Origin of the sequence: Agrobacterium sp. AGB01 (genome assembly GCF_014851585.1) — a bacterium.
GTDB lineage: Bacteria > Pseudomonadota > Alphaproteobacteria > Rhizobiales > Rhizobiaceae > Agrobacterium.
The window spans coordinates 625,441-646,152 of sequence record NZ_JACVAB010000001.1; the positions used below are offsets into that span (position 1 = coordinate 625,441).

Genomic DNA, 20,712 nt, shown 5'->3' on the forward strand with positions numbered 1-20,712 from the left:
TCCCGTCAAATCTGTGCGAGCTTTGAAAGTAGCTTCAGTTCTTTGCCTGATTTTGCGACCGAGTTCTCCCTTTACCCTTGATGATAGGCGCACCGGTCAATAAATGGAGCGTAACGAAAGGCGAAATAATGTCCTCTGAAATCAATTCATCCGCTCTCCTCGATCGCGCAAGCCAGTTGGTGGACCTTGCAAAACAGGCAGGTGCCGATAAGGCCGACGCTGTTGTGGTTCGTTCCCGCTCCCATTCTGTTGGCGTGCGTCTCGGCAAGGTTGAAAATACCGAGTCCTCGGAAAGCGATGATTTCGCCCTGCGTGTTTTTGTCGGCAACCGGGTCGCAAGTGTTTCTGCCAATCCGGGCTTCGACCTGAAAACCTTGGCCGAGCGTGCTGTCGCCATGGCAAAGGTCTCACCAAAAGATCCCTTCGCCTGCCTGGCGGACGAAGCACGCCTTGCTGGTCAATATGACGATCTTGATCTTTTCGATCCGACCGAAGTGTCATCTGCTGCCTTGCAGGAAGCAGCCCTGGCCATGGAAGAGGCCGCTCTCGCAGTGAAGGGTGTTTCCAATTCATCCGGCGCTGGCGCCTCCACCGGCATGGGTGGTCTTGTGCTTGTGACTTCGCATGGGTTTGCCGGAAGCTATATGGGCAGCCGTTTCAGCCGTTCCGTCAGTGTTATCGCTGGCGAAGGAACGAAGATGGAGCGCGACTATGATTTCGACAGCCGCCTGTATTTTTCCGATCTCGACAGTGCGCAGGACATTGGTCGTCGTGCCGGTGAACGGGTGGTTGAACGCCTGAATCCGCGTCAGGTCGATACGGGTAAAAACGTTACCGTTGTCTTTGATCCACGCGTGGCGCGTGGTTTTGTCGGTCATATCGCCGGTGCCATCAATGGTGCTTCAGTTGCCAGGAAGACCAGCTTCTTGCGTGACAAGATGGGACAGCAGGTTCTGAAAGGCGGTTTGTCTATTACCGATGATCCGCAAATCGTGCGTGGTTCGTCTTCCCGTCCATTCGATGGCGAAGGTGTCCGGGGCGAACGTCTTGTCATGATCGAGGACGGCGTGTTGAAGCACTGGTTCTTGTCCACATCGGCAGCCAAGGAAATTGGCGGTTTCGAGACCAACGGGCGCGGCGTTCGTGGTGGCACCACAGTTAGCCCTGCCTCAACCAATCTGGCGCTGGAACCAGGAGATGTTTCGCCGGAAGAGCTGATCGCCAGCGTCGGCAACGGTTTTTACGTGACAGAACTGATCGGTCAGGGCGTCAATATGATCACGGGTGAATACAGCCGTGGAGCAACCGGCTTCTGGATTGAAAATGGCAGATTGTCGTTCCCGGTATCGGAAGTGACGATTGCTTCCAATCTGAAGGACATGTTCATGCGTGTCACTCCAGCCAATGATGTCGACCGCAAATATGGCGTGGCAGCGCCCACTTTGGCCATTGAGGGCATGACGCTTGCCGGCCGCTGATCCGGCAAAGCAGATAGCGATTAAACAATGACGGCAGAGCAAAACAACTGGCAGGCCGATCTCGACCTTATTCTTGCTGCGGCAAGGCAGGCAGGTGAGGTCGCGTTCGGTTACTTCGGTAATAAGCCTGAGGTCTGGTGGAAGAATGAAGGCCGCTCTCCCGTCAGTGCGGCGGATTATGCGGCGAACGCTGTTCTGGAAAAGGTTCTTCGCACAGCACGGCCAGAGTACGGCTGGCTTTCGGAGGAGACCGAAGACGGTCATGATCGTCTGAGCCGCAAGACAGCGTTTGTTGTCGACCCTGTCGACGGCACGCGGGCCTTTATCTCTGGTCTGGACACGTGGTGCGTCAGCGTCGCTGTCGTCCACGACGGACTGCCGGTCGCAGGCGTTCTTGTTGCACCGGCGCTCGGGGAAGAATTTCTGGCTGTTAAAGGTGGTATCGCCCAAAGAAACGGGCAGACGATTACTGTGTCATTTCCGTCCTCGGTGCTCAATATTGCAGCCCCGAAAGATGTCATGGCGGATCTACAGAAAAACACCGCTCAGACTATCAATCGCATTAAACATGTACCGTCGCTCGCCTATCGTCTGGCGATGGTGGCCGATGGCCGTATCGATGGAACGCTGGTACGCACAGGTTCACATGATTGGGATTTGGCCGCAGCCGATCTTATCCTGCAATGCGCCGGCGGTCGCCTTGTGAACCTCGATGGTTCACCAATCATTTACAACAAGCCGGTGGTCAGTCATCCGTCATTGTGTGCTGCCAGCGAAGCGGCGCTTAGTGGACTTCTGAACGCTTTGTGAAGGCAGGTAATGGTTGACCTTTGGGCGGAAATCCCGCACAGGAAAGGGACCAGATCACATGGCAAGAGATAAAAGAAAATGACCGAATCCAGTGAAAAAAAACAACTTCTGCACCTCGTTTTTGGCGGCGAGCTTGAAAGTCTTGAAGACGTGCAATTCCGGGATTTGAACGGGTTAGATATCGTTGGTATCTTCCCGGACTATGCCTCTGCACTTACAGCTTGGAAAGCAAAGGCGCAGCAGACTGTGGATAACGCTCACATGCGCTACTTTATAGTGCATATGCACAGACTTCTTGATCCACAAACCACGAAATAACCGGCTTTAGACTTAAAGACCCCGATTTATGCTATAATATATCTCGTAGAATCGCACGGCATGGGTGTGAAAACATCCGTGCCGGATCCAAAGTTTTTTGCCGCAAATGAACAAAAAGATTCACGTCGGCTCAATTATTGACGCATTTCGAGAAGACAGAAAGTTCAAGAAAACACCTGACAAGGGGATGGCACCATTGGGCGCACGGATTGAAGGCATACCGTCATGAAAAGCCGAATTGCGCGGGTGGCACTTTCCGGTTACCGGTTGGCAGGCATGGCAGCCTATCCATTTGCCGGTCCCTACCTTACCTATCGTGCGATCAAGGGTAAGGAAGACCGAAGCCGAAAGCTAGAGCGCTTCGGTTATGCCAGCGTGGAGCGTCCCAGAGGCCCGCTCATCTGGTTTCATGCCGCAAGCGTCGGCGAGACGATGGCGCTTATTCCGTTGATCCGCGAAATCCGCAAACGCGAAATTCATGTGCTGCTGACAACTGGCACTGTGACGTCGGCAGAACTGTGCCGCTCCAGACTTGGTAGCGACGTCATTCACCAATATGTGCCGCTTGATATCAAAATCGCGGTAAAACGTTTCATCAGCTATTGGCATCCGGATGCAGCCATCACGGCGGAGTCTGAGGTCTGGCCGGTGACGATGATGGAACTGGAACAGGCCCACATTCCGCAAATACGCGTCAATGCCCGCATGTCAGACCGTTCCTTCGCCCGGTGGCAATCGCATGCCGATTTTGCCGAAACCATTTTCAACAAGATGTCGCTGGTTATCGCGCAGTCGGATCTCGATGCCGAGCGCTTCCGTGATCTGGGCGCCTGGCCGGTGATGACTTCAGGTAACCTTAAGGGCGACACGGATCCACCGCCAGTGGATCAGGAGCTGTTGGATCGCTATCGTCAGCAGATTGGCAGCCGCAAGACTTGGGCGGCCATCTCGACCTTTGAAGGCGAAGAAAAGATTGCCGGCACCGTTCATAACGCCATCAAGGCGCGCAATGGTCAGCTTTCGATTATCGTTCCGCGCCACCCTGACCGTGCCGACGCCATTGAAGCGCAGTTGAAGGAAATGGGGCTGGTTGTTGCCCGTCGCAGCCGCAACGATGTCATTGCGCCGGAAACGGATGTGTTCCTCGGTGACAGCATTGGCGAGATGGGGCTCTATCTTCGTTTGACGGAAATCGCCTTTGTCGGTCGCTCGATGACCGGTGAGGGTGGTCAGAACCCGCTGGAACCGGCCATGCTCGGTTGCGCTGTGCTATCCGGTGCACATGTGCAGAATTTCCGTGAGGCCTATCAAAAGCTGCTCCGGGCCGGTGGCGGACGTATCATTCGTGACGTCGAAATGTTGGCCAAGGCCGTTCATTATCTGATGGTCAACGACAATGAACGTTACAAGATGATGGATGCGGGCGACCGGGTCATTCAGGAAATGCGTGGCGCCTTGTCCTCGACGATTAAAGGTCTTGAACCCTACATCGCACCGCTGACCGTGACTGCAAAGCTGATGCCAAGAAATGTGGCTGCCGGTTGATATCCACCAAAGCATGTCGCATCAAAGCCTATTTATCCACATTGCGTTCCATAATGATGATGATGTGTTGTGGCCTGACAGTGGGACAGCTGTCGGGTTTCCGGTAACATGTTTTAAAATTGGTGCATTCCCGTGAACAAAGACACACAGTCGATTGCCGGTATCCTCTTCGACAAGGACGGAACCCTGCTGGGTTATGACGCAAGCTGGGGCCCGGTAAACCGGGAACTGGCCCGCATTGCCTCAATGGACGATCCTGAACTGGCAGACAGGCTGCTGTTGGCCTGCGGCATGGACCCGGTCAGCGGAAAGGTCATGCCGGATAGCTTGCTGGCGGCCGGCAATACGCAGGAGATCGCGGCCGGTCTGGTCGCTGCTGGCTCCCCTTGCGATCAGGAAGAACTGACGAAACGTCTGGACAGGCTGTTTACCGAAGCCGCTGCCCATTCCGTTCCGGTCACGGATCTGCGAGCTTTTTTTGAGCGCCTGCGCCAACGCGGTTATCGCATTGGTATCGCGTCCAGCGACAACGAGCGCTCGATCCGTGAAACGGCGCGCCGTTTCGGTTTTGAAGAGCACATTGATTTTATTGCCGGTTATGACAGTGGATTTGGTACCAAACCACAGCCGGGTATGGTGCTCGGTTTCTGTGAGGCGGTAAAACTGTCGCCGTCGCAGGTTGCCGTGGTCGGTGACAATAATCATGATCTGCATATGGCAAAAAGCGCCGGGGCGGCCTTGAAGGTTGCCGTTCTCACCGGAACTGGCTCGCCGCAAAGCCTCAGTGACGACAGCGACTATTGCCTGTCCGATATCACCGCGCTAGAGCCGCTTTTGCCGCAACGGGCTGCAATCTAACCGCGCTTTAAACAGTAGGACGGGCTAACGTTTTGCCACTTTAGTATATTTTATCGTTTCAATCGGATATTGGCAGACAGCGTATTCGGCAGGAGCGAGAGATGATTTCGGAAGCGCCGCCTTTCTGGTGGAAAAAACCGGGCTGGCAGGCATATGCACTCAAACCCGTTTCGTGGGTTTATGGTTGGATTGCCGGTAAAAGAATGCGCCGCGAGAACCGGCCATCCGTGCCTGTTCCGGTGATCTGCATCGGTAACTTTACGGTCGGTGGTGCCGGCAAGACGCCCACCGCCATCGCAATTGCCAAAGCTGCGGTCGAAAACGGGTTGAAACCTGGCTTCCTCAGCCGTGGATACGGTGGAACGCTGGATGTCACGACGCTAGTCGAACCGCATCATCGCGCCGCCGATGTTGGTGACGAACCGCTTTTGCTGGTCAGCCACGCCATGACGGTCATCTCACGACGGCGAATCGAAGGTGCACGTCGTCTGGTGGAGGCAGGTGCCGATGTCATCATCATGGATGACGGTTTTCAAAGCGCTCGTCTGACGCTGGATTATGCACTTGTGGTGGTCGATAGCGTGCGCGGCATTGGCAATGGTTGCCTTGTGCCATCAGGGCCGGTGCGTGCGCCAATCCAGGAACAGATGCAACAGCTTTCCGCCATTCTCAAGGTTGGCGCTGGTGACGCCGCCGACCCGCTGGTTCGCAAAGCGGCAAGGGCGGGCAAGACAATCTATGTCTCAGCCATTCAGCCGGTCGTGCCGCCTGATTTTGTCGGCAAACGGGTGCTGGCCTATGCCGGTATCGCAGATCCAGATAAATTTTACAGAACGGTCGAAAGTCTCGGTGGCAATATCATCGAGCGTCGCTCGTTCAGCGATCACCATACGTTCGAAGAGGATGAGATTTCCGATCTGCTGGCGCTCGCTGACAAACAGCAGCTGCAACTGGTCACGACCGCCAAGGACTTCGTGCGTTTGAGGGGTGTTCACGGCAAGGCAGAAGAGTTGCTGCAGCGGAGCCAAGTCATTGAAATCGAAATGGTGTTTGATGACCCAAACACGGCTTCCGATATCATTCGTGCGGCAATCGAGAACTGCCGCACGCGTGTGCTCAAGGGCAACTGACGATAATCAGGCCGTCGGGCGCTTCTGGTTCGGCAAAATGCCTGCAATCTTGTCTGCTTCCAGCGATGCAGCGGCATCGACATACGGTTCCTGTCGCGCAACGCTCCAGTAACGCAGTTCATCGACGGGGATCTGCTGCCCTGTCATGGCGCAGGTCACATAAGATCCATTGGTGACGATTTGAAAATCACCATCCAGATATTTGATCTTTGCTTCGCGGCTGCCGCTGCCTTCAAACCGGTTCATCCGCTGTCTCCATTCAATTTCGTGAGGTCAAGCACTGCCAATTGCAGGCCCGATCATCTCTATCCAATAATCCGTGCAGGTATGAAATACCAGCATTTAGCATCAGCTTCGGCCGAATAACCGCTCAATATCGGACAGTTTCAGCTCGATGTAAGTGGGCCGCCCATGGTTACACTGGCCAGAGCCGGGTGTGTTTTCCATCTGTCGCAGAAGCGCATTCATTTCTTCTGGCCGCAAACGGCGACCGGAACGGACAGAGCCGTGGCACGCCATTGTCGCGGCAACATACTCCAGCTTACCATTCAGCGTTGATGCAGTGTCCCATTCGGCAATTTCATCCGCCAACTGGCGCACCAAGCCTTGTGCATCGACCTTGCCCAGCATGGCAGGCGTTTCGCGCACTGCAATGGCACCGGGGCCGAAACGTTCAATTGCCAGCCCCAAAGCGTCGAAACCTTCGGCATGCTCCATCAGCCGGTCACAATCTTCTTCCGGCAGATCGATGATTTCAGGTATCAACAACACCTGTGATGGCGGGCGCCGGGAATGCAGCGCCTTGCGCATTTCTTCAAACACCAGACGTTCATGCGCCGCATGCTGGTCAACAATCACCAGTCCGTCATCGGTTTGCGCAACGATGTAATTTTCGTGAATTTGTGCGCGGGCTGCACCGAGTGGGTATTGCGCGCTCGATATGCTTTCAGTGGGCTGCTCGGCAAAAACCGTTGCCGTTTCCTGCCGGGCTGCGGGTGCTGTGACGTCCAGAAACTCGGCTTGCGTGTTCTCTGCAAAGCCAGCGGATGGCTGATAGGAAAAGGGACGGGATGGTGATGCCGCCGCACTCCACGCGTTCGCCGCCTGCGGTCTCGCTGCCGGAGCGGCTTGGAAACCCTGACGGAACGCATTCATCATGCCGCTGGTCGCTGTTGTCGAGGCGCGGTCGCCTTCGCGCGAAAGCGCCTCACGGATCGCACCGACGATGAGGCCTCGAATAAGTCCAGGATCACGGAACCGCACATCGGACTTGGCCGGATGCACGTTGACGTCCACCAGTGCCGGATCGAGCATCAATGACAGCACCGCAACAGGATAACGGCCATGCGGGATGGTCTCGGCATAGGCGCCGCGAATGGCAGACAGCAGCAATTTGTCCTGAACCGGTCGCCCATTCACGAACATATACTGATGGGCGGAGTTTCCGCGGTTGAAGGTCGGCACACCGGCATAACCGGACAGCGCAACATCCTCACGTGCCGCATCGATTGCAATCGCGTTGTCCCGGAATTCCACCCCAAGGATCTGGCCCATGCGTGCAAGCGCATCGCTGCCAGTCGCGGGCAATTCCAACGTGGACCGGTCCGTGCCTGAAAGGACAAAGCGGATATTCGGGAAGGCAATCGCCATGCGTTTGACGGTTTCAGTAATCGCAGCCGTCTCCGCACGCTCGCTTTTGAGAAATTTCAGACGGGCAGGGGTTGCAAAAAACAGGTCACGCACTTCAACGACGGTGCCGATATTGGCGGCCGCCGGGCGGACATCGGCCACTTTACCGCCAGTTACAGCAACGACGGAGCCTTGCTCCGAGCCATGCTGGCGGCTTGTAATAGTCAACTTTGCCACCGAACCGATCGATGGCAGTGCCTCGCCACGAAAGCCGAGTGTACGTATATCGTCCAGTGTCTGCGAGATCTTGGAGGTGCAATGCCGCTTGATGGCAAGCGCCAGATCGCCAGGGCTCATGCCAGTGCCGTTATCGGTAATGCGAATGAGGCTTTTGCCGCCACCGGATGTCGCAACTTCGATACGCGTCGCACCGGCATCGATAGCATTTTCTATCAATTCCTTGGCCGCGCTGGACGGTCGTTCGATAACCTCGCCAGCGGCGATCTGGTTGATGAGCGTTTCTGAAAGCTGTTTTATGGACATGATTCTATTGTCGTGGATTTGTTGTGGTGGGAAAAGAGAAATCGTATGTTTTCCGCGCCTTATTCACGGATGAAACCCGGCCATTAAGCAACGCTTAAGACAAAAACTGTAATCTCGCAAAGACTTGAAATGATTACGGGATAGTATTTCCGTCAAAGCAGTGGGTGGCCAACCGGAGGGTCACCAATTTGTAATATGTGCTTTGTTTCAAGGTCTGCCCGGTATGTTTTCTCAGCGATTGCAACAGTAACGGCCCCGTGCTCGACATCAGTTGTTTTATCAATTTTCGGAATGCCCTTGTGGCTGGAGGATAGGCGTGGGGAGCAGCAATGACTGATGTGACGTCGCAAGACGTAGACATCCAAATATCACTGCTGGAAACCGTGTGTGATGCACTGATGACCGCCGTCATTGTGTATGACAAAAACGACATCATTACCTTCGTCAGTCGCCACATTACCAATTATCTGCCATCGCTTGGAGAACGTGTTTTCGTTGGTATGCGCCTTCGGGACTTCCTGAATACACGTTATGACTGTGAGGACGTTTCCAATCAGAATATCGCTTCAGGCCGCAAGAGCAGCCGTGAGGAATGGATCGCCGAACGGCTTGCCGCCCACTGGAAAGAAAAATCCGAACATCTTGAAAAACGCGGTAGCGATCGCTGGTATCGTTACGTCAAGAAACGGCTGCCATCCGGCATCGGAATGTGTGTGATCACAGATGTCTCCGAACAAAAGAAGCGCGAGGAGCAATGGCGCGCTGATCTCGAGCGGTTGCAGCTGACCGAGGAAATACTGGACAACATTCCGTTCCCGGTCGTCGTCAAGGACCGCAACCTGACCTATGTCGCCGTCAACAAGGCGACCTGCGACATGATGGAAGTCGGCCCGGAAGCAATGCTGGGCCGCACGGTTTTTGATATTCACAGTCATGAACTGGCAAGCCGGATCGATGCGATGGATCGCCGGATTCTGGAGACCGGCCAAAGCAGCACCATTCCCGAACACCTTACCAAAATTGACGGCGAACATGCATTGCTGATCACGCGCAAGCAGCGTGTGGGCAAACCCGGCCGTTACTTCCTGGTCACAACAATGGAAGATGTCACGGCTCTGTCCGTGACCGATGAAACCGGTGAACCGGTTCTGCCCGGCATGATGCACCTGCCCTTCGTGAAAACCTCCCACAGAGGCCGACCGGTCGAGAAACGCGAAGAGCCGGATTTCGCCGCCCGCCTGAAGGGATGCCGCATTCTTTTCGTGTCGCCAGATCACAGCGTGCGGGATAATGCCTCACAGGTCTTTGCCTGTGTCGAAGCGGATTATGCGGCAGCCAGCAGTTTTGACGAGCAGGTGACCTTCCTTGATGTCGCGACATCATCAGGTGTGGCAATCGATCTCGTGGTCGTTGATTCCAACATGAGCCACGCAAGCATTGATATTGCCAAGCAATATGGGCTGTCGGTGCTGACACTGGATGCGTTCCAGATCCAGCAGGACCTTGTCCGCCATATCTATAACTTCCTGGCCACGACATCGCAGGTCAACACATTATCCAGCGTCAAGGAAACCGTAGCGGATAAGGCCATCAAGGCTGCTCGCCCCAAGACCCAGACGTCGGGTATCGATGTGCTTGTCGTGGAGGACAACGAAGTCAACAAGATCGTTTTTTCACAGATCCTCGAAAGCCTGAATGTCGGCTACAAGGTCGCGGGCTCCGGTGAAGAAGCATTGCGGATGATTGACGCCCATTTGCCGTCACTGGTGCTGGTTGATGCGACATTGCCTGACTTTGACGGATTCGAATTGGCAAGACGTATTCGCTCCGCAGAGGGCGATGGTAAGAAGATCCCGCTGATCGGTGTGATCGCCCATGCTTTTGATGGTGATCGCCGAGCGTGCCTCGATGCTGGCATGGATGATATGATTCTCAAGCCGGTCAGCCCGGACATGATCGAAACCGTTCTCAGGCGATTTTTGCCTTCCAGCAGCACCGCCGTGCGTAGCGATATGAGTGTATGATGGTCGGCTAGGTCAGGCTACCGATAATCGTCGGTATTTAACCATTGTTAAATATACGCTATATGTTTCTTAAGACATAGCCATCATTGTGCGCTAAATCGTTGCAGATTTCTTAGGACGCGAACATGAAGTCGGCGGAAGCAAACTACCCGCAGATCAGTCAGCATGAGTTGCAGGCCATGGCCTATAGTGACCCATTGACCGGTCTTGGAAATCGCTATCGCCTGCGCGACAAGGTGCGTCAGCTCGCTGCGGAACGCGCCAGTGATCCTGCTCCCTTTACCATCGGCATTGCCAATATTGACGGCTTCAAGCCAATAAATGACTTGTTTGGTGCGGCTGCCGGTGACGAAATTTTGTGCCAGGTCGCCCATCGCCTGAAAGCCTGTATCCCCGATGGTGCAACCGTTACCCGCCACGAGGGCGATGAATTTGCATTCATTTTACCGCTTGTCTTCGAGCGTACAGGCGCCGAACGCATCGGTCATATGATCAAGGATGTGTTGTCGGCGCCTTATGACCTGGGGGACCGCAATGTGCGTCTGTCGTCGTCCTTCGGTTTTGCCGTCTATCCCTTTGCGGGGCAGGAATTCGAAGATCTGCTGAAAAGCGCCGAAACTGCCTTGTATCGTTCCAAACGCCGTGGTCGCGGGCAGATCACAGTCTATTCCAGCGAAATTGCGCAGGAAATGAAGCGGGCGACGCAGCTGGAACAGGCGTTGCGTAATGCCATTATCACCGATGCCGTTGAAGTTCATTTCCAACCTATCGTTCGCCTGACCGATGAAATGGTCATTGGTTTTGAAGCCTTGGCGCGTTGGCACGATCCTGATCTCGGCTTTGTGTCTCCAGCCGTGTTTGTGCCGCTGGCGGAAGAACGCGGCTTTATCGATGCACTGTCGGAAACGCTGCTGCGCAAGGCAGTTGAGGCTGCACTCTCCTGGCCGCGCGACCTGTTCCTGTCGTTCAACCTGTCGTCGGCACAGTTGATGGATCCGGGCACAGCAGACAATATTCTCTCCATCCTTGGCCGCGCGGGTTTCGATCCCAGCCGGTTGGAACTGGAAATTACCGAAACCGCTGTCATGACCTCTGCGGAAACGGCGACCAAAATTATTTCGGATCTCAAGCAGGCCGGTGTGCGTATTTCACTGGATGATTTTGGTACGGGTCAGTCGAGCCTTGGCCGTCTGCGGGACTTCACCTTTGACAAGGTCAAAATCGACCGTGCCTTCGTGTCGCGCATTTCAACGGATCGCCCGTCGGAACACATCGTCAAGGCAATCGTCACCATGTGTGATGGTCTTGATCTCGAGGTCGTTGCTGAAGGGATTGAGAACCGCAACGAGTCTGAAAAACTGCGTGGGCTTGGTTGCGAAATGGGGCAGGGCTTTTTCTTTGGTCGCCCGGCAGATGCCAATGCAACACTACGTTATCTGCGCGACAATTTCCGCGATTTGGCACCAGTGGGCGCCTGAAAACGTCCGGGTAAAATCAGAATTTGAGCGGCGGAACTGCCTCCGCCGCTCATTTCGTTTAGGCGAGCCGGTACGCGAAGTCGTGAACGCCATTCACGTCGATACCGAGATCGAATGTTGCACCCTGCATGGTATCAGGCGACAGACCTGCATCCGCCGTGCCATCAAAAGCTGACGTGACCAGGAGCCGGTTTGCAGCCTTGCCGATGAACGCCGGGCATGTGGTTTGCAGACCCGGCACGGCATACTGTTCGAGCAACTGTCCATTGGCGTTGTAACGAGCAACGCGCCCGGCGCCCCACTTGGCGTTCCAGATATCGCCGTTCTTGTCGCATACCGATCCATCGATACCAGCATCGTCATCGCTCGCGTCAACCAGAACGGATGGTTTCCCCGTTGGCAGGCCGGTCGAGGGATCAACCGCAACACGCATCAGCTTGTTGACCCTTGTGTCGGTGTAGTAGGCGATGGCTCCATCCGGTGAAAAGCAGATGGAGTTGGGGATGCTGATATTATCAAACAACGTCGTCACAGTACCATTGGCAACATGATAAATGCCGCCAGCGCCGTCTTCCGCTGATTTACCCATCGTGCCGATCCACAGGGCACCTGAGGCATGCACGCGTCCATCATTGGAGCGGTTTGCCGGTTTGCCTGGCTCGAAATCGGTGTGCAGCGTCAGCTCACCGGTTGCGATCTGGCGCAGGAACAGGCCATTTTCGGATGCAATCAACTGACGGTCATCATCCACCTTGGCCAGAACGCTGGCTATGAAAGGGAGTTTGTGAACGCTCTTTCGGCCGGATGCGAGGTGCAATTCATGCAACTCTTTTCCAAGAATATTGAACCACCATGCAGTGTCGGTCGCAGCGTCATAGGTTGGGCCTTCACCCAACTGAAGTGCAGTTTCGTCAAGAACTTTACCTGTGAAAGGATGTAGGGTCGCCATTATGCCTCCTTGATCGCAGCGTCATAGGCGTTGATGGTGAGGATGGCGCGTTCCTTGACTTCCGCGGCCGTGAGGCCGGGTTTGTAAAGGCTTGTGCCAAGGCCGAAAGCTGTGATGCCTGCCTTGGTGTAATCGGAGAAGTTCTTGTCCGATACGCCGCCGACGGCTGCAATCAGCAGATCCTTTGGCAAAATGGTGCGGATGGCAACAATACCGGCGGGGCCGATAATGCTGGCCGGGAAAAACTTCAGACCGGTTGCACCGGCCTTGGCGGCCAGCAGTGCTTCGGTTGGTGTCAGTACGCCCGGCAATGTCACCATGCCTTTTTCGCGTGCGGCGGTGATAACCTCAACGTCGACATTCGGGCTAACCATCAGCTTGCCGCCAGCCTTGTCGAGATTTTCTACATCGTCAACGCTCAACACGGTGCCTGCGCCGATCAGGCAATCGGCAGGAGCAAGCTTTGCAGCTATCTCGATGGACTTGAACGGCTCTGGCGAGTTCAGCGGAATTTCGATGGCGCGAAAACCGGTTTCGATCAGAACGCTGACCACATCATGGGTTTCTTCCGGCTTCAGGCCACGCAGAATGGCGACCAGCGGATATTTGATGGATGGAAATGGAATGCGCATGGGTATCAACCTTTCAAATTCGGCCAGATGGTCGTAGCGGCGGCGTAAAGACCGTGGCGTACTGCGGCATCGGCATCGATAAGCGTGTAGGAAATGTCCAGAGCCGCTAATGCGGCCTTGTAGAGTTCGCCAAGTCCGCCGGATGCGACCAGAACAACCTGCGTGTCACTGGATACCTGTGAACGGGCACCGGCAATTTCAACACCGATCAGAATACCGGAGAGGCGTGCCTTGGCGTTTGTGGCGGACAGTGCATGCAGCAGCTGACCGGAGCGGACAGTGAACACATGGTGTGTCGCCATCTGCGGGTTCTCAACGGCCTTGCGCACAGCGGCAATAAATTCAGGGTTCTCGCCCGTCGTTGCTTCACCCTCCGAAACAGCGTGAGCAAGGATCGAATGTTTGGCGATAACTTCAAAAAGCTCACCGGTCATGTAGGTGGAGAAACCTTCAACAGTGCCGTCCTGTACGGTCACCCATTTGGAATGGGTTCCGGGCATGCAGACGAGGCAATTGTTTTTGACCTCATCGGAGGCCAATGCGCCGAGCAGCTGGGTTTCTTCACCGCGAATAACGTCTGGTGCCGTTTCGGCACGTTGGGCAAGGCCCGGCAGAATACGAATTTCCCGGCTTTCGCCGGGAATACGAACAGCGCCCTTCAGGACGTCTTCGATTTGTGCGGGTACGTCAATGTAACCGGCTTCGATCCAGCCTTGGCGCGCACCAGCCATGCCGCAGATCAGCACCGGAATATCGTCAGGCGCCTCCGTCGCCGCCAGATGTGCGTTCAATACGTCGGCGAAGCCCGTGCGGGCTGCCGTGGTCATACCTTCGTTGCTGCGTCGTTCAGCAAGAATGGCTCCGCTCTTGTCGAGTAGCCACATGCGGAAACTGGTGGTTCCCCAGTCCACGGCCACGAATGCGGGTTGCGCCATCAGAAAATTCCTCCGTCAACGATAATAGATTGTGATGTAATGGCTCCCGCTGCTTTTGAAGACAGGAAAAGGCACGGGCCTATAATATCTTCTGCAGTCAAGACGCGCTTGAGGCACTGTTTGCCCAATGTCGCTTCGATTGACTGTTCTGTCAGCCAAAGTTCCTTTTGCCGCTCGGTCACGATCATGCCCGGCAGGATACAATTGACCCGAATATTTTCCGGCCCAAGCCGCCCTGCAAGGCTTTTCGTCAGGCCGATGATGCCGGCCTTCGCTGCCGCATAGGATGGTAGATCACCCATGTTCATCATGAAGGAAATGGACGAGAAATTGACGATCGCCGCATCCTTTTCCTTGCGCAGGTAGGGAAGAGTAGCCTGCGTGACGAAAAACAACTGCTTCAGGTTGATCGCCTGATTATTATCCCAATAGTCTTCGTCCACGGTGTCGATGTCATGACGGTCGTCCCATGCGGCATTGTTGACCAGCACGCGAAACGAACCGGCGTTGCGCCCAGCTTCATCGATTGCTGTTTTCGTTTCAGTGATATTGCGCAAGTCGGCATGGACGAAATTCACTGGATGGATGCATTCGGCGGAAAGCCTTGCTGCCAGGGCTTCGCTCGGCGCCTTGGCGATATCGAGAAAGCTCACTCGGGCGCCCGCGCGGGCAAACCCCTCAGTCAGGGCCGCCCCAATACCGGAGCCTCCGCCGGAAATCAGAACGCCAGCATCTTTCAGATCGGAAAACCCGGGCTGCTCCATATTAACCGTTCCTCGCCATAGACATTCACTCCATAAAGTCTTGTTAATTCCATTATTTGGAACTATGTTCAATTAAATGGAATTATTCGTCGCTCTTTCGCAAGCTGTCAAGCTTGCGGCCAAGGATATCAAGGCAAATGCCTGACCATAATGTCGCAGCATCAGTGAGCACACCCGGGGAAGAATCAGCAACCGGTACACTTGGCAAGGCCATGGCTCTGCTGGAATTGGTTGTGATGGCGCCCGAGCCTTTGCGTTTCACCGAGATATTGAACATTGTTGGCCAGCCGCGCGGCACTGTTCACCGGCAATTGACCCATTTGTTGCAGGAAGGGTTATTGGAGCTCGATGCCCATCAGGCCTATGTGCCCGGCGTGCGGCTTTTGAAGTTTGCCGGCAAGGCATGGGCCCGTAATGATTTCAGAAGTGTTGCCGCACCCTATTTACGAGAATTGCAGGCGGTAACCGGAGAATCAGTGCATCTCGGTATGCTGCGCGACACTGAAGTTATCTATCTGGACAAGGTGGAGGGTAGCCGCGCCATTCGCATGCACTCGCAAATCGGCAATGCATCGCCGGTATTTTGCACCGGGGTTGGCAAGGCAGCATTGGCCACGCTTGAGCAGGAGAGGCTCTTGCAAATCGTTGATAATATTCAATTTCGTTCATTTACAGCCAGCACCATAACAAATGGTGAGGCATTGGTGAAAGAGGTCAATGCCATAAGAGCCCGCGGCTTCGGCTTTGATCTGGCCGAACATGAGGACGGTATCCACTGTGTTGCAGCGCCAATTCTTTGTACCGGTCATGACTTTGCAGCGGCAGTTTCCGTGACGGGTCCGGCGTATCGATTGACGCTTGAACATCTTGAAAAGCTTGCGCCGGTTGTTTGTAAAATCGCCGATAAAATTGCAACTGATATATCCGTTAGAATATCTCCATCATCCCGTTAGGTCATTGATTTTCAATTTGTGGGGTTACACAAACGGCGCGGTTGTGGTTTTTTAGCTCAACTACGGTTTGTAAAAAAATTCGGTCTTGGGTAGATATTCGGACCACGTTTTTTGAAGCCGGTCTATTTGTTTATCCACCTAAAGAAAAAGCCCAATGTCCATGTCTGAACACGATAGACCTGTCAGGACGCATGCAGAGCGCGTCACTGAGATCGAAGCGCTGAAGACACAATTTGATGTTTTCCGCTTTTTGAAAAATCTGACGGAAACCTGGGGCATGAAGGCATTCATGGTCGTCAATCTGCCCACCCAGGCAGGACTTGAATTATCGCAATACACGATCATCACTAATTGGCCGGCCGAACTGCTGCAGTCCTATGACAACGAAAGCCTCATCCGTGGCAGCACGGTCATGGCGGCGCTGCAAAAATCGACGGTTCCCTTTTTCGTTGATGCTGACTTTCTCAATCGAACCGAAGACCCGGCAGCCACAAAAGTCGTGCGTGCGCTGTTTGAGCGCTTCGAAATGTTAAATTCCATATGGTGCCCGGCGCATGACGTCTCTGGCGCGCGGGGTGCCGTGTCCTTCTCTGGCAACAGAGAAGCGTTCTCGCATCAGGAAATTGCCGAAATTTCCTATATTGCCACCCATATCTTCGACCGGTTGGCGTTTATCAAGCGCCTCGACAACCGCGTACCGGACACACTGACGGACCGGGAACTGGATTGCCTGAACTGGACTGCTGCTGGCAAGACCAGCGCTGAGATTGCGGAAATCCTCATTCTCTCCGAGCACACGGTCAATCATTACCTCAACCGGGCAACCAAAAAGCTGGATACGGTCAACAGGACGCAGGCTGTAGCAAAAGCGTTGCGCGTGGGTCTTATAAAATAAGACGATTTTGCTGTTTGGTGATTGTTATCTGCCGCGCCATGCGCAATCCTCTATACGATTCGTCAGGAGGACCCGTGCTTGCCGGACAACCCCATTATCTCGGTTGGTTTCTCTCCTTCCGTCGATAGCGCAATTCTTGCGATTGCAGCTGAGAAGGGTTTTGCAGCGGATGAAGGCGTCCGCCTTTCACTCGTTCGTAAAAACCTCGTTGGTGATATTGTCGAAGCCCTGCGCGATGACGAACTGTCGTTGGGTCAATTGCCTGCAACATTCCCCGTTTTGTCTGCTTTGCAACTCGCTGGTATGCCCGAAGGGTATTTTGCACCCTTTACGCTGTCGCTCGGCGGTGCCAGTCTGGTTGTCTCTCCGGATTTGCATAAACGTCTGGAGGATGCTGGCGCGCTCGGTTTGAGCCCGTCCACCGTATCCATTGCCCTGTCGCGCCTGTGTGGACGCAGAAGAGCGCAAGGTCTGGCAACACCTCTAAAGTTTGCCGTTGAAAGCAGATATGCCACCTCGTGGTATGAGCTGCGCTACATGCTGGCACACTGTCGCATTGCGGTGCCGACCGACGTCAGCATCGTTATCTCGTCACCACAGGCCATGCCCTATCTTCTGGAAGAGGGCACGATTGACGGGTTTTATGCGCCGGAACCATTTGGCAGTGCGTCTATCCTCAATGGCACAGGCTTTATGGCCACCACCAAGTCCAATATCTGGCACAACTCTCCGGAACGGGTGCTTGCCGTCAGCCAGGGCTGGGCCGAACAAAATATGCAGCATCTGGAAGCCTTGCTGCGCGCCCTTTACCGTGCCGGCCAGTGGTGCGCCAATGCCAGCAATATCGAGGAACTGACCGGCATTTTGGCAGCACCAAAATATCTGGGCGAAGATGGTGACCTTATCCTGCCGTCCTTCACCGGCTTTCTGTCGATATCCGATCTGCAGATGCTAGAAATCGAGGAGTTTTTTGTCACCAGTGGCAAGGCGGCCAATTTCCCGTGGCAAAGTCAGGCGCTGTGGTACTTCAACCAGATGATGCGCTGGGGCGATTGCCCGGCCACACTGGCCGATGACCGCACGACGTGCGAGGCGGTGCGAGATGCGTTCCGGCCGGATATTTTCCGCAAGGCCCTAAAACCGTTATTTGCGCATGTACCATCCGCCAATCTGAAAATGGAGGGAACATTGCGCCAGCCGGTTCATGTCGGCTCCTCCCGTTCGGGTCTCGTTTTGGGTCCAGACATGTTTTTTGATGGCCGGATTTTCGATCCGGAGCGTTTTGAAACCTTCAACGATCTTTGATCTATGTCAGGGATAGTGCAATCCGGGCATTGGCGAATGGCCCGGACGTGTTTATCTACGCTCGAAACCGGAAGGCAGCGCAGTCATGGCACAGGTCGAAAAACAGAGAGTTCTCGAAGTTCTTGCGAAGGTTCAGGTGCCGGGCGGCCCGTCGAACATCGTGGATATGGGCATGGTTTCGGAAATCTTTGTCACCGATGGCAAAGTCTATTTTTCCATTTCCGTGCCCGCCGGACGAGCAGAAGAGCTGGAGCCACTGCGAAAACAGGCTGAAACTTTGGTCAAAGCCATCCCCGGGGTCGCCTCTGTTATGGTGGCCCTGACGGCCGACAAGAAAGCGGGCGAACCATCTTCCTCTGCGCAATCGCGGCCGGTTCCTCCCGTCGGTGGTCTGCGTCCACCCGCACCTCGGCCTCCTGCCAAGGCGGGCATTCCCGGCATCGGTGCCATTCTGGCGGTCGCATCCGGCAAAGGTGGGGTGGGCAAATCCACCACTGCCGTCAATCTGGCCCTCGGTCTTCAATCAATCGGTCTGAAAGTTGGTATTCTCGATGCCGATATTTACGGGCCCTCATTGCCGCGTTTGCTGAAAATTTCAGGTCGCCCGAAACAGCTGGAAGGTCGTACCATCGTGCCGATGGAAAATTACGGCCTTAAAACCATGTCGATGGGTTTTTTGGTCGATGAAGAAGCGGCAATGATCTGGCGTGGTCCCATGGTCCAATCAGCATTGCTACAAATGTTGCGCGAAGTCGCATGGGGAGAGCTGGACGTGCTGGTCGTTGATATGCCACCCGGCACAGGTGACGTACATCTCACCATGGCGCAGCAGGTTCCGCTGTCCGGTGCAGTTATCGTGTCGACACCTCAGGATCTGGCACTGGCCGATGCGCGCAAAGGCATCACCATGTTCCGCAAGGTCGAGGTACCGCTGCTCGGTGTTATCGAGAACATGAGCTATTTCATCGCGCCGGATACTGGCGCGCGCTATGACATTTTCGGTCATGGCGGTGCCAAGGCAGAAGCTGAAAGGATCAATGTTCCTTTCCTTGGTGAAGTGCCGCTCACCATTTCGGTCCGTGAAATGTCCGACGCTGGAACGCCAATCGTTGCAATGGAGCCGGACGGTCCGGTTGCAAAAATCTACCGCGATATTGCCTTGCGTGTCTGGGATGCGCTGAAGGCTGGAAGTGGCAAGGCTGCACCAAAAATCGTGTTTGAATAACACTCCGGTTTTGTGAGCCGATAAATAGCGCTTGATTATAAATCCGTTTACGGGCACATGCCTGCGCCGTTCAGACGTCTGATCAGGGCGTCCGAGGCTTGAACAAAAACAGAGCGGTAGGGCGGCTTAACTTTATCCCCTGCCGTTCTGGCTTGCTGCAATCATTTGTTTGTCGCCTCCGCCCGGATCATGATAATGAACGATTTGGCGGCAGGCTGATGACAGTCAGATTTGCAAACCGGAGAAACTGATTGATCAATGCCTATCGCTCGACCTGCGAGGCAGTAACCCTCTCGGCGCAACAGCCGATTGCGGAGCTATATCCCGATATAATCTGGATCGACATGCTCAATCCTACTCAGGATGAAGAGCGATATATAGAGACTCTGCTGGGCATAGAGGTTCCCACCCGCGAAGATTTGAAAGATATTGAACCTTCCAGCCGTCTTTATATTGATAACGGCAATGTCTTCATGACGGCATCTTTGATCTGCAAGGCAGAAACCGATGCGCCGCAGTTGACGGATGTTGCCTTCATTCTGGCTGGAAATCGACTGGTCACCATCCGATATGCAGAGCCGAAATCCTTCAGCCTGTTTATTGCCGCCATTTCGCGCGTTTTCGGTGAACAACGCAGCGGCGTGCAATTCCTGCTGAAATTGCTTGAAACGATTGTCGACCGCACAGCAGAAATTCTCGAACGATCCGTAGTCGGCATTGATCAGCTTTCGGCAAGCATCTTTGGAAGTCAGGCTAGGGTCAAACGCAAGGCGCCACGGTTTCTGGAAGACCGTTTGGGCGACATTGCGTCCTATCATCGCTTGCTTTCAAAAGTACGCGATAGCCTGATGTCATTGTCGCGCCTGCAGACATTTTTGTTCAGCGTACCGGCAATTCAGCAGGACAAGGATGCAAAGGAGCTTTGCCGCTCCATCGGTCGTGATATTCCGTCGCTTTCCGAGCATGCGTCCTTTATCTCCGGCAACCTTTCGTTCTTGCTGGATGCGTCACTCGGCCTGATCAATGTCGAGCAGAACGCCATTATCAAGATATTCTCGATCGCGTCGGTCGTTTTCCTGCCCCCAACTCTGGTTGCGTCCATTTATGGAATGAACTTTCACATCATGCCGGAGTTAGACTGGACTTACGGTTACCCGGTTGCGGTGTGTGTAATGCTCTTGTCGGCAGTAATTCCGTTTCTCTTTTTCCGCTGGAAGGGGTGGCTCTGACGAGCCTGAGGT

At 54.6% G+C, this 20,712-nt stretch carries 19 protein-coding genes; 13 read left to right on the forward strand and 6 right to left on the reverse strand.

What is annotated here, in order from left to right; genetic code table 11:
* Window positions 1-128: 128 nt before the first annotated feature.
* From IB237_RS02915 to lpxK, 6 genes are all read left to right on the forward strand, one after another.
* Window positions 129-1,478 (forward strand): TldD/PmbA family protein, encoded by a 1,350-nt coding sequence (locus IB237_RS02915; RefSeq protein WP_192487095.1) that lies wholly within the window; start codon window positions 129-131, stop codon window positions 1,476-1,478.
* 27 nt (window positions 1,479-1,505) lie between these two features.
* On the forward strand, window positions 1,506-2,288 hold the full coding sequence (locus IB237_RS02920; protein WP_192487096.1) for a 3'(2'),5'-bisphosphate nucleotidase CysQ: 783 nt from the start codon (window positions 1,506-1,508) through the stop codon (window positions 2,286-2,288).
* A gap of 78 nt (window positions 2,289-2,366) precedes the next feature.
* Entirely contained in the window at window positions 2,367-2,606 is a 240-nt protein-coding gene (locus tag IB237_RS02925; RefSeq protein ID WP_192487097.1) for a DUF4170 domain-containing protein, read from the forward strand.
* A 225-nt stretch (window positions 2,607-2,831) separates the two neighbouring features.
* A complete protein-coding gene (gene waaA / locus IB237_RS02930; protein ID WP_192487098.1) occupies window positions 2,832-4,151 on the forward strand; it encodes a lipid IV(A) 3-deoxy-D-manno-octulosonic acid transferase in 1,320 nt (439 codons plus the stop codon).
* Between the two features lie 132 nt (window positions 4,152-4,283).
* Entirely contained in the window at window positions 4,284-5,009 is a 726-nt protein-coding gene (locus tag IB237_RS02935) for an HAD family hydrolase (RefSeq protein ID WP_371815223.1), read from the forward strand.
* Between the two features lie 101 nt (window positions 5,010-5,110).
* The gene (lpxK, locus tag IB237_RS02940) at window positions 5,111-6,139 is read left to right on the forward strand and encodes a tetraacyldisaccharide 4'-kinase (protein WP_192487099.1); all 1,029 of its coding nucleotides are present in this window, start codon (window positions 5,111-5,113) and stop codon (window positions 6,137-6,139) included.
* Window positions 6,140-6,145: 6 nt separating this feature from the next.
* On the opposite strand, the gene IB237_RS02945 is transcribed toward lpxK, so the two are convergent.
* A complete protein-coding gene (locus IB237_RS02945) occupies window positions 6,146-6,385 on the reverse strand; it encodes a DUF2093 domain-containing protein (protein WP_192487100.1) in 240 nt (79 codons plus the stop codon).
* A 102-nt stretch (window positions 6,386-6,487) separates the two neighbouring features.
* Complete coding sequence (gene mutL, locus IB237_RS02950; protein ID WP_192487101.1) at window positions 6,488-8,311, reverse strand: DNA mismatch repair endonuclease MutL; 1,824 nt, start codon at window positions 8,309-8,311, stop codon at window positions 6,488-6,490.
* Window positions 8,312-8,640: 329 nt separating this feature from the next.
* Here mutL and IB237_RS02955 point away from each other — a divergent pair, with 329 nt between their 5' ends.
* Window positions 8,641-10,335: a response regulator gene (locus IB237_RS02955; protein ID WP_192487102.1), complete on the forward strand. Its 1,695-nt coding sequence runs from the start codon at window positions 8,641-8,643 to the stop codon at window positions 10,333-10,335.
* 125 nt (window positions 10,336-10,460) lie between these two features.
* Entirely contained in the window at window positions 10,461-11,813 is a 1,353-nt protein-coding gene (locus IB237_RS02960) for a bifunctional diguanylate cyclase/phosphodiesterase (RefSeq protein ID WP_192487103.1), read from the forward strand.
* 58 nt (window positions 11,814-11,871) lie between these two features.
* On the opposite strand, the gene IB237_RS02965 is transcribed toward IB237_RS02960, so the two are convergent.
* From IB237_RS02965 to IB237_RS02980, 4 genes are read right to left on the reverse strand one after another with little or no spacing between them, the layout of a single operon-like run.
* Window positions 11,872-12,762 carry an SMP-30/gluconolactonase/LRE family protein gene (locus tag IB237_RS02965; RefSeq protein ID WP_192487104.1) on the reverse strand — a complete coding sequence of 297 codons (891 nt, stop codon included), beginning with the start codon at window positions 12,760-12,762 and terminating at the stop codon, window positions 11,872-11,874.
* The gene (locus tag IB237_RS02970; RefSeq protein WP_192487105.1) at window positions 12,762-13,394 is read right to left on the reverse strand and encodes a 2-dehydro-3-deoxy-6-phosphogalactonate aldolase; all 633 of its coding nucleotides are present in this window, start codon (window positions 13,392-13,394) and stop codon (window positions 12,762-12,764) included. The genes IB237_RS02965 and IB237_RS02970 overlap by 1 nt, the downstream gene beginning before the upstream one ends.
* 5 nt (window positions 13,395-13,399) lie before the next feature.
* Window positions 13,400-14,329 (reverse strand): 2-dehydro-3-deoxygalactonokinase, encoded by a 930-nt coding sequence (locus tag IB237_RS02975; RefSeq protein WP_192487106.1) that lies wholly within the window; start codon window positions 14,327-14,329, stop codon window positions 13,400-13,402.
* Entirely contained in the window at window positions 14,329-15,093 is a 765-nt protein-coding gene (locus tag IB237_RS02980) for an SDR family NAD(P)-dependent oxidoreductase (protein WP_192487107.1), read from the reverse strand. Before IB237_RS02980 ends, IB237_RS02975 begins: the two co-directional genes overlap by 1 nt.
* 137 nt (window positions 15,094-15,230) lie before the next feature.
* Between IB237_RS02980 and IB237_RS02985 the strand changes: the two genes are divergently transcribed.
* The 5 genes from IB237_RS02985 to corA all read left to right on the forward strand — a co-directional run bounded on the left by IB237_RS02985 (window position 15,231) and on the right by corA (window position 20,700).
* Window positions 15,231-16,046, forward strand: coding sequence for an IclR family transcriptional regulator (locus IB237_RS02985; protein ID WP_192487108.1), 816 nt, complete (start codon window positions 15,231-15,233; stop codon window positions 16,044-16,046).
* A gap of 154 nt (window positions 16,047-16,200) precedes the next feature.
* Window positions 16,201-16,941, forward strand: a complete 741-nt coding sequence (locus IB237_RS02990; RefSeq protein ID WP_371815224.1) for an autoinducer binding domain-containing protein — start codon at window positions 16,201-16,203, stop codon at window positions 16,939-16,941.
* A gap of 78 nt (window positions 16,942-17,019) precedes the next feature.
* Window positions 17,020-18,246 carry a CmpA/NrtA family ABC transporter substrate-binding protein gene (locus tag IB237_RS02995; protein WP_192487109.1) on the forward strand — a complete coding sequence of 409 codons (1,227 nt, stop codon included), beginning with the start codon at window positions 17,020-17,022 and terminating at the stop codon, window positions 18,244-18,246.
* Window positions 18,247-18,331: 85 nt separating this feature from the next.
* The gene (locus IB237_RS03000; protein ID WP_192487110.1) at window positions 18,332-19,471 is read left to right on the forward strand and encodes an Mrp/NBP35 family ATP-binding protein; all 1,140 of its coding nucleotides are present in this window, start codon (window positions 18,332-18,334) and stop codon (window positions 19,469-19,471) included.
* A gap of 251 nt (window positions 19,472-19,722) precedes the next feature.
* Window positions 19,723-20,700 (forward strand): magnesium/cobalt transporter CorA, encoded by a 978-nt coding sequence (gene corA, locus IB237_RS03005; RefSeq protein ID WP_192487111.1) that lies wholly within the window; start codon window positions 19,723-19,725, stop codon window positions 20,698-20,700.
* Window positions 20,701-20,712 lie beyond the last annotated feature (12 nt).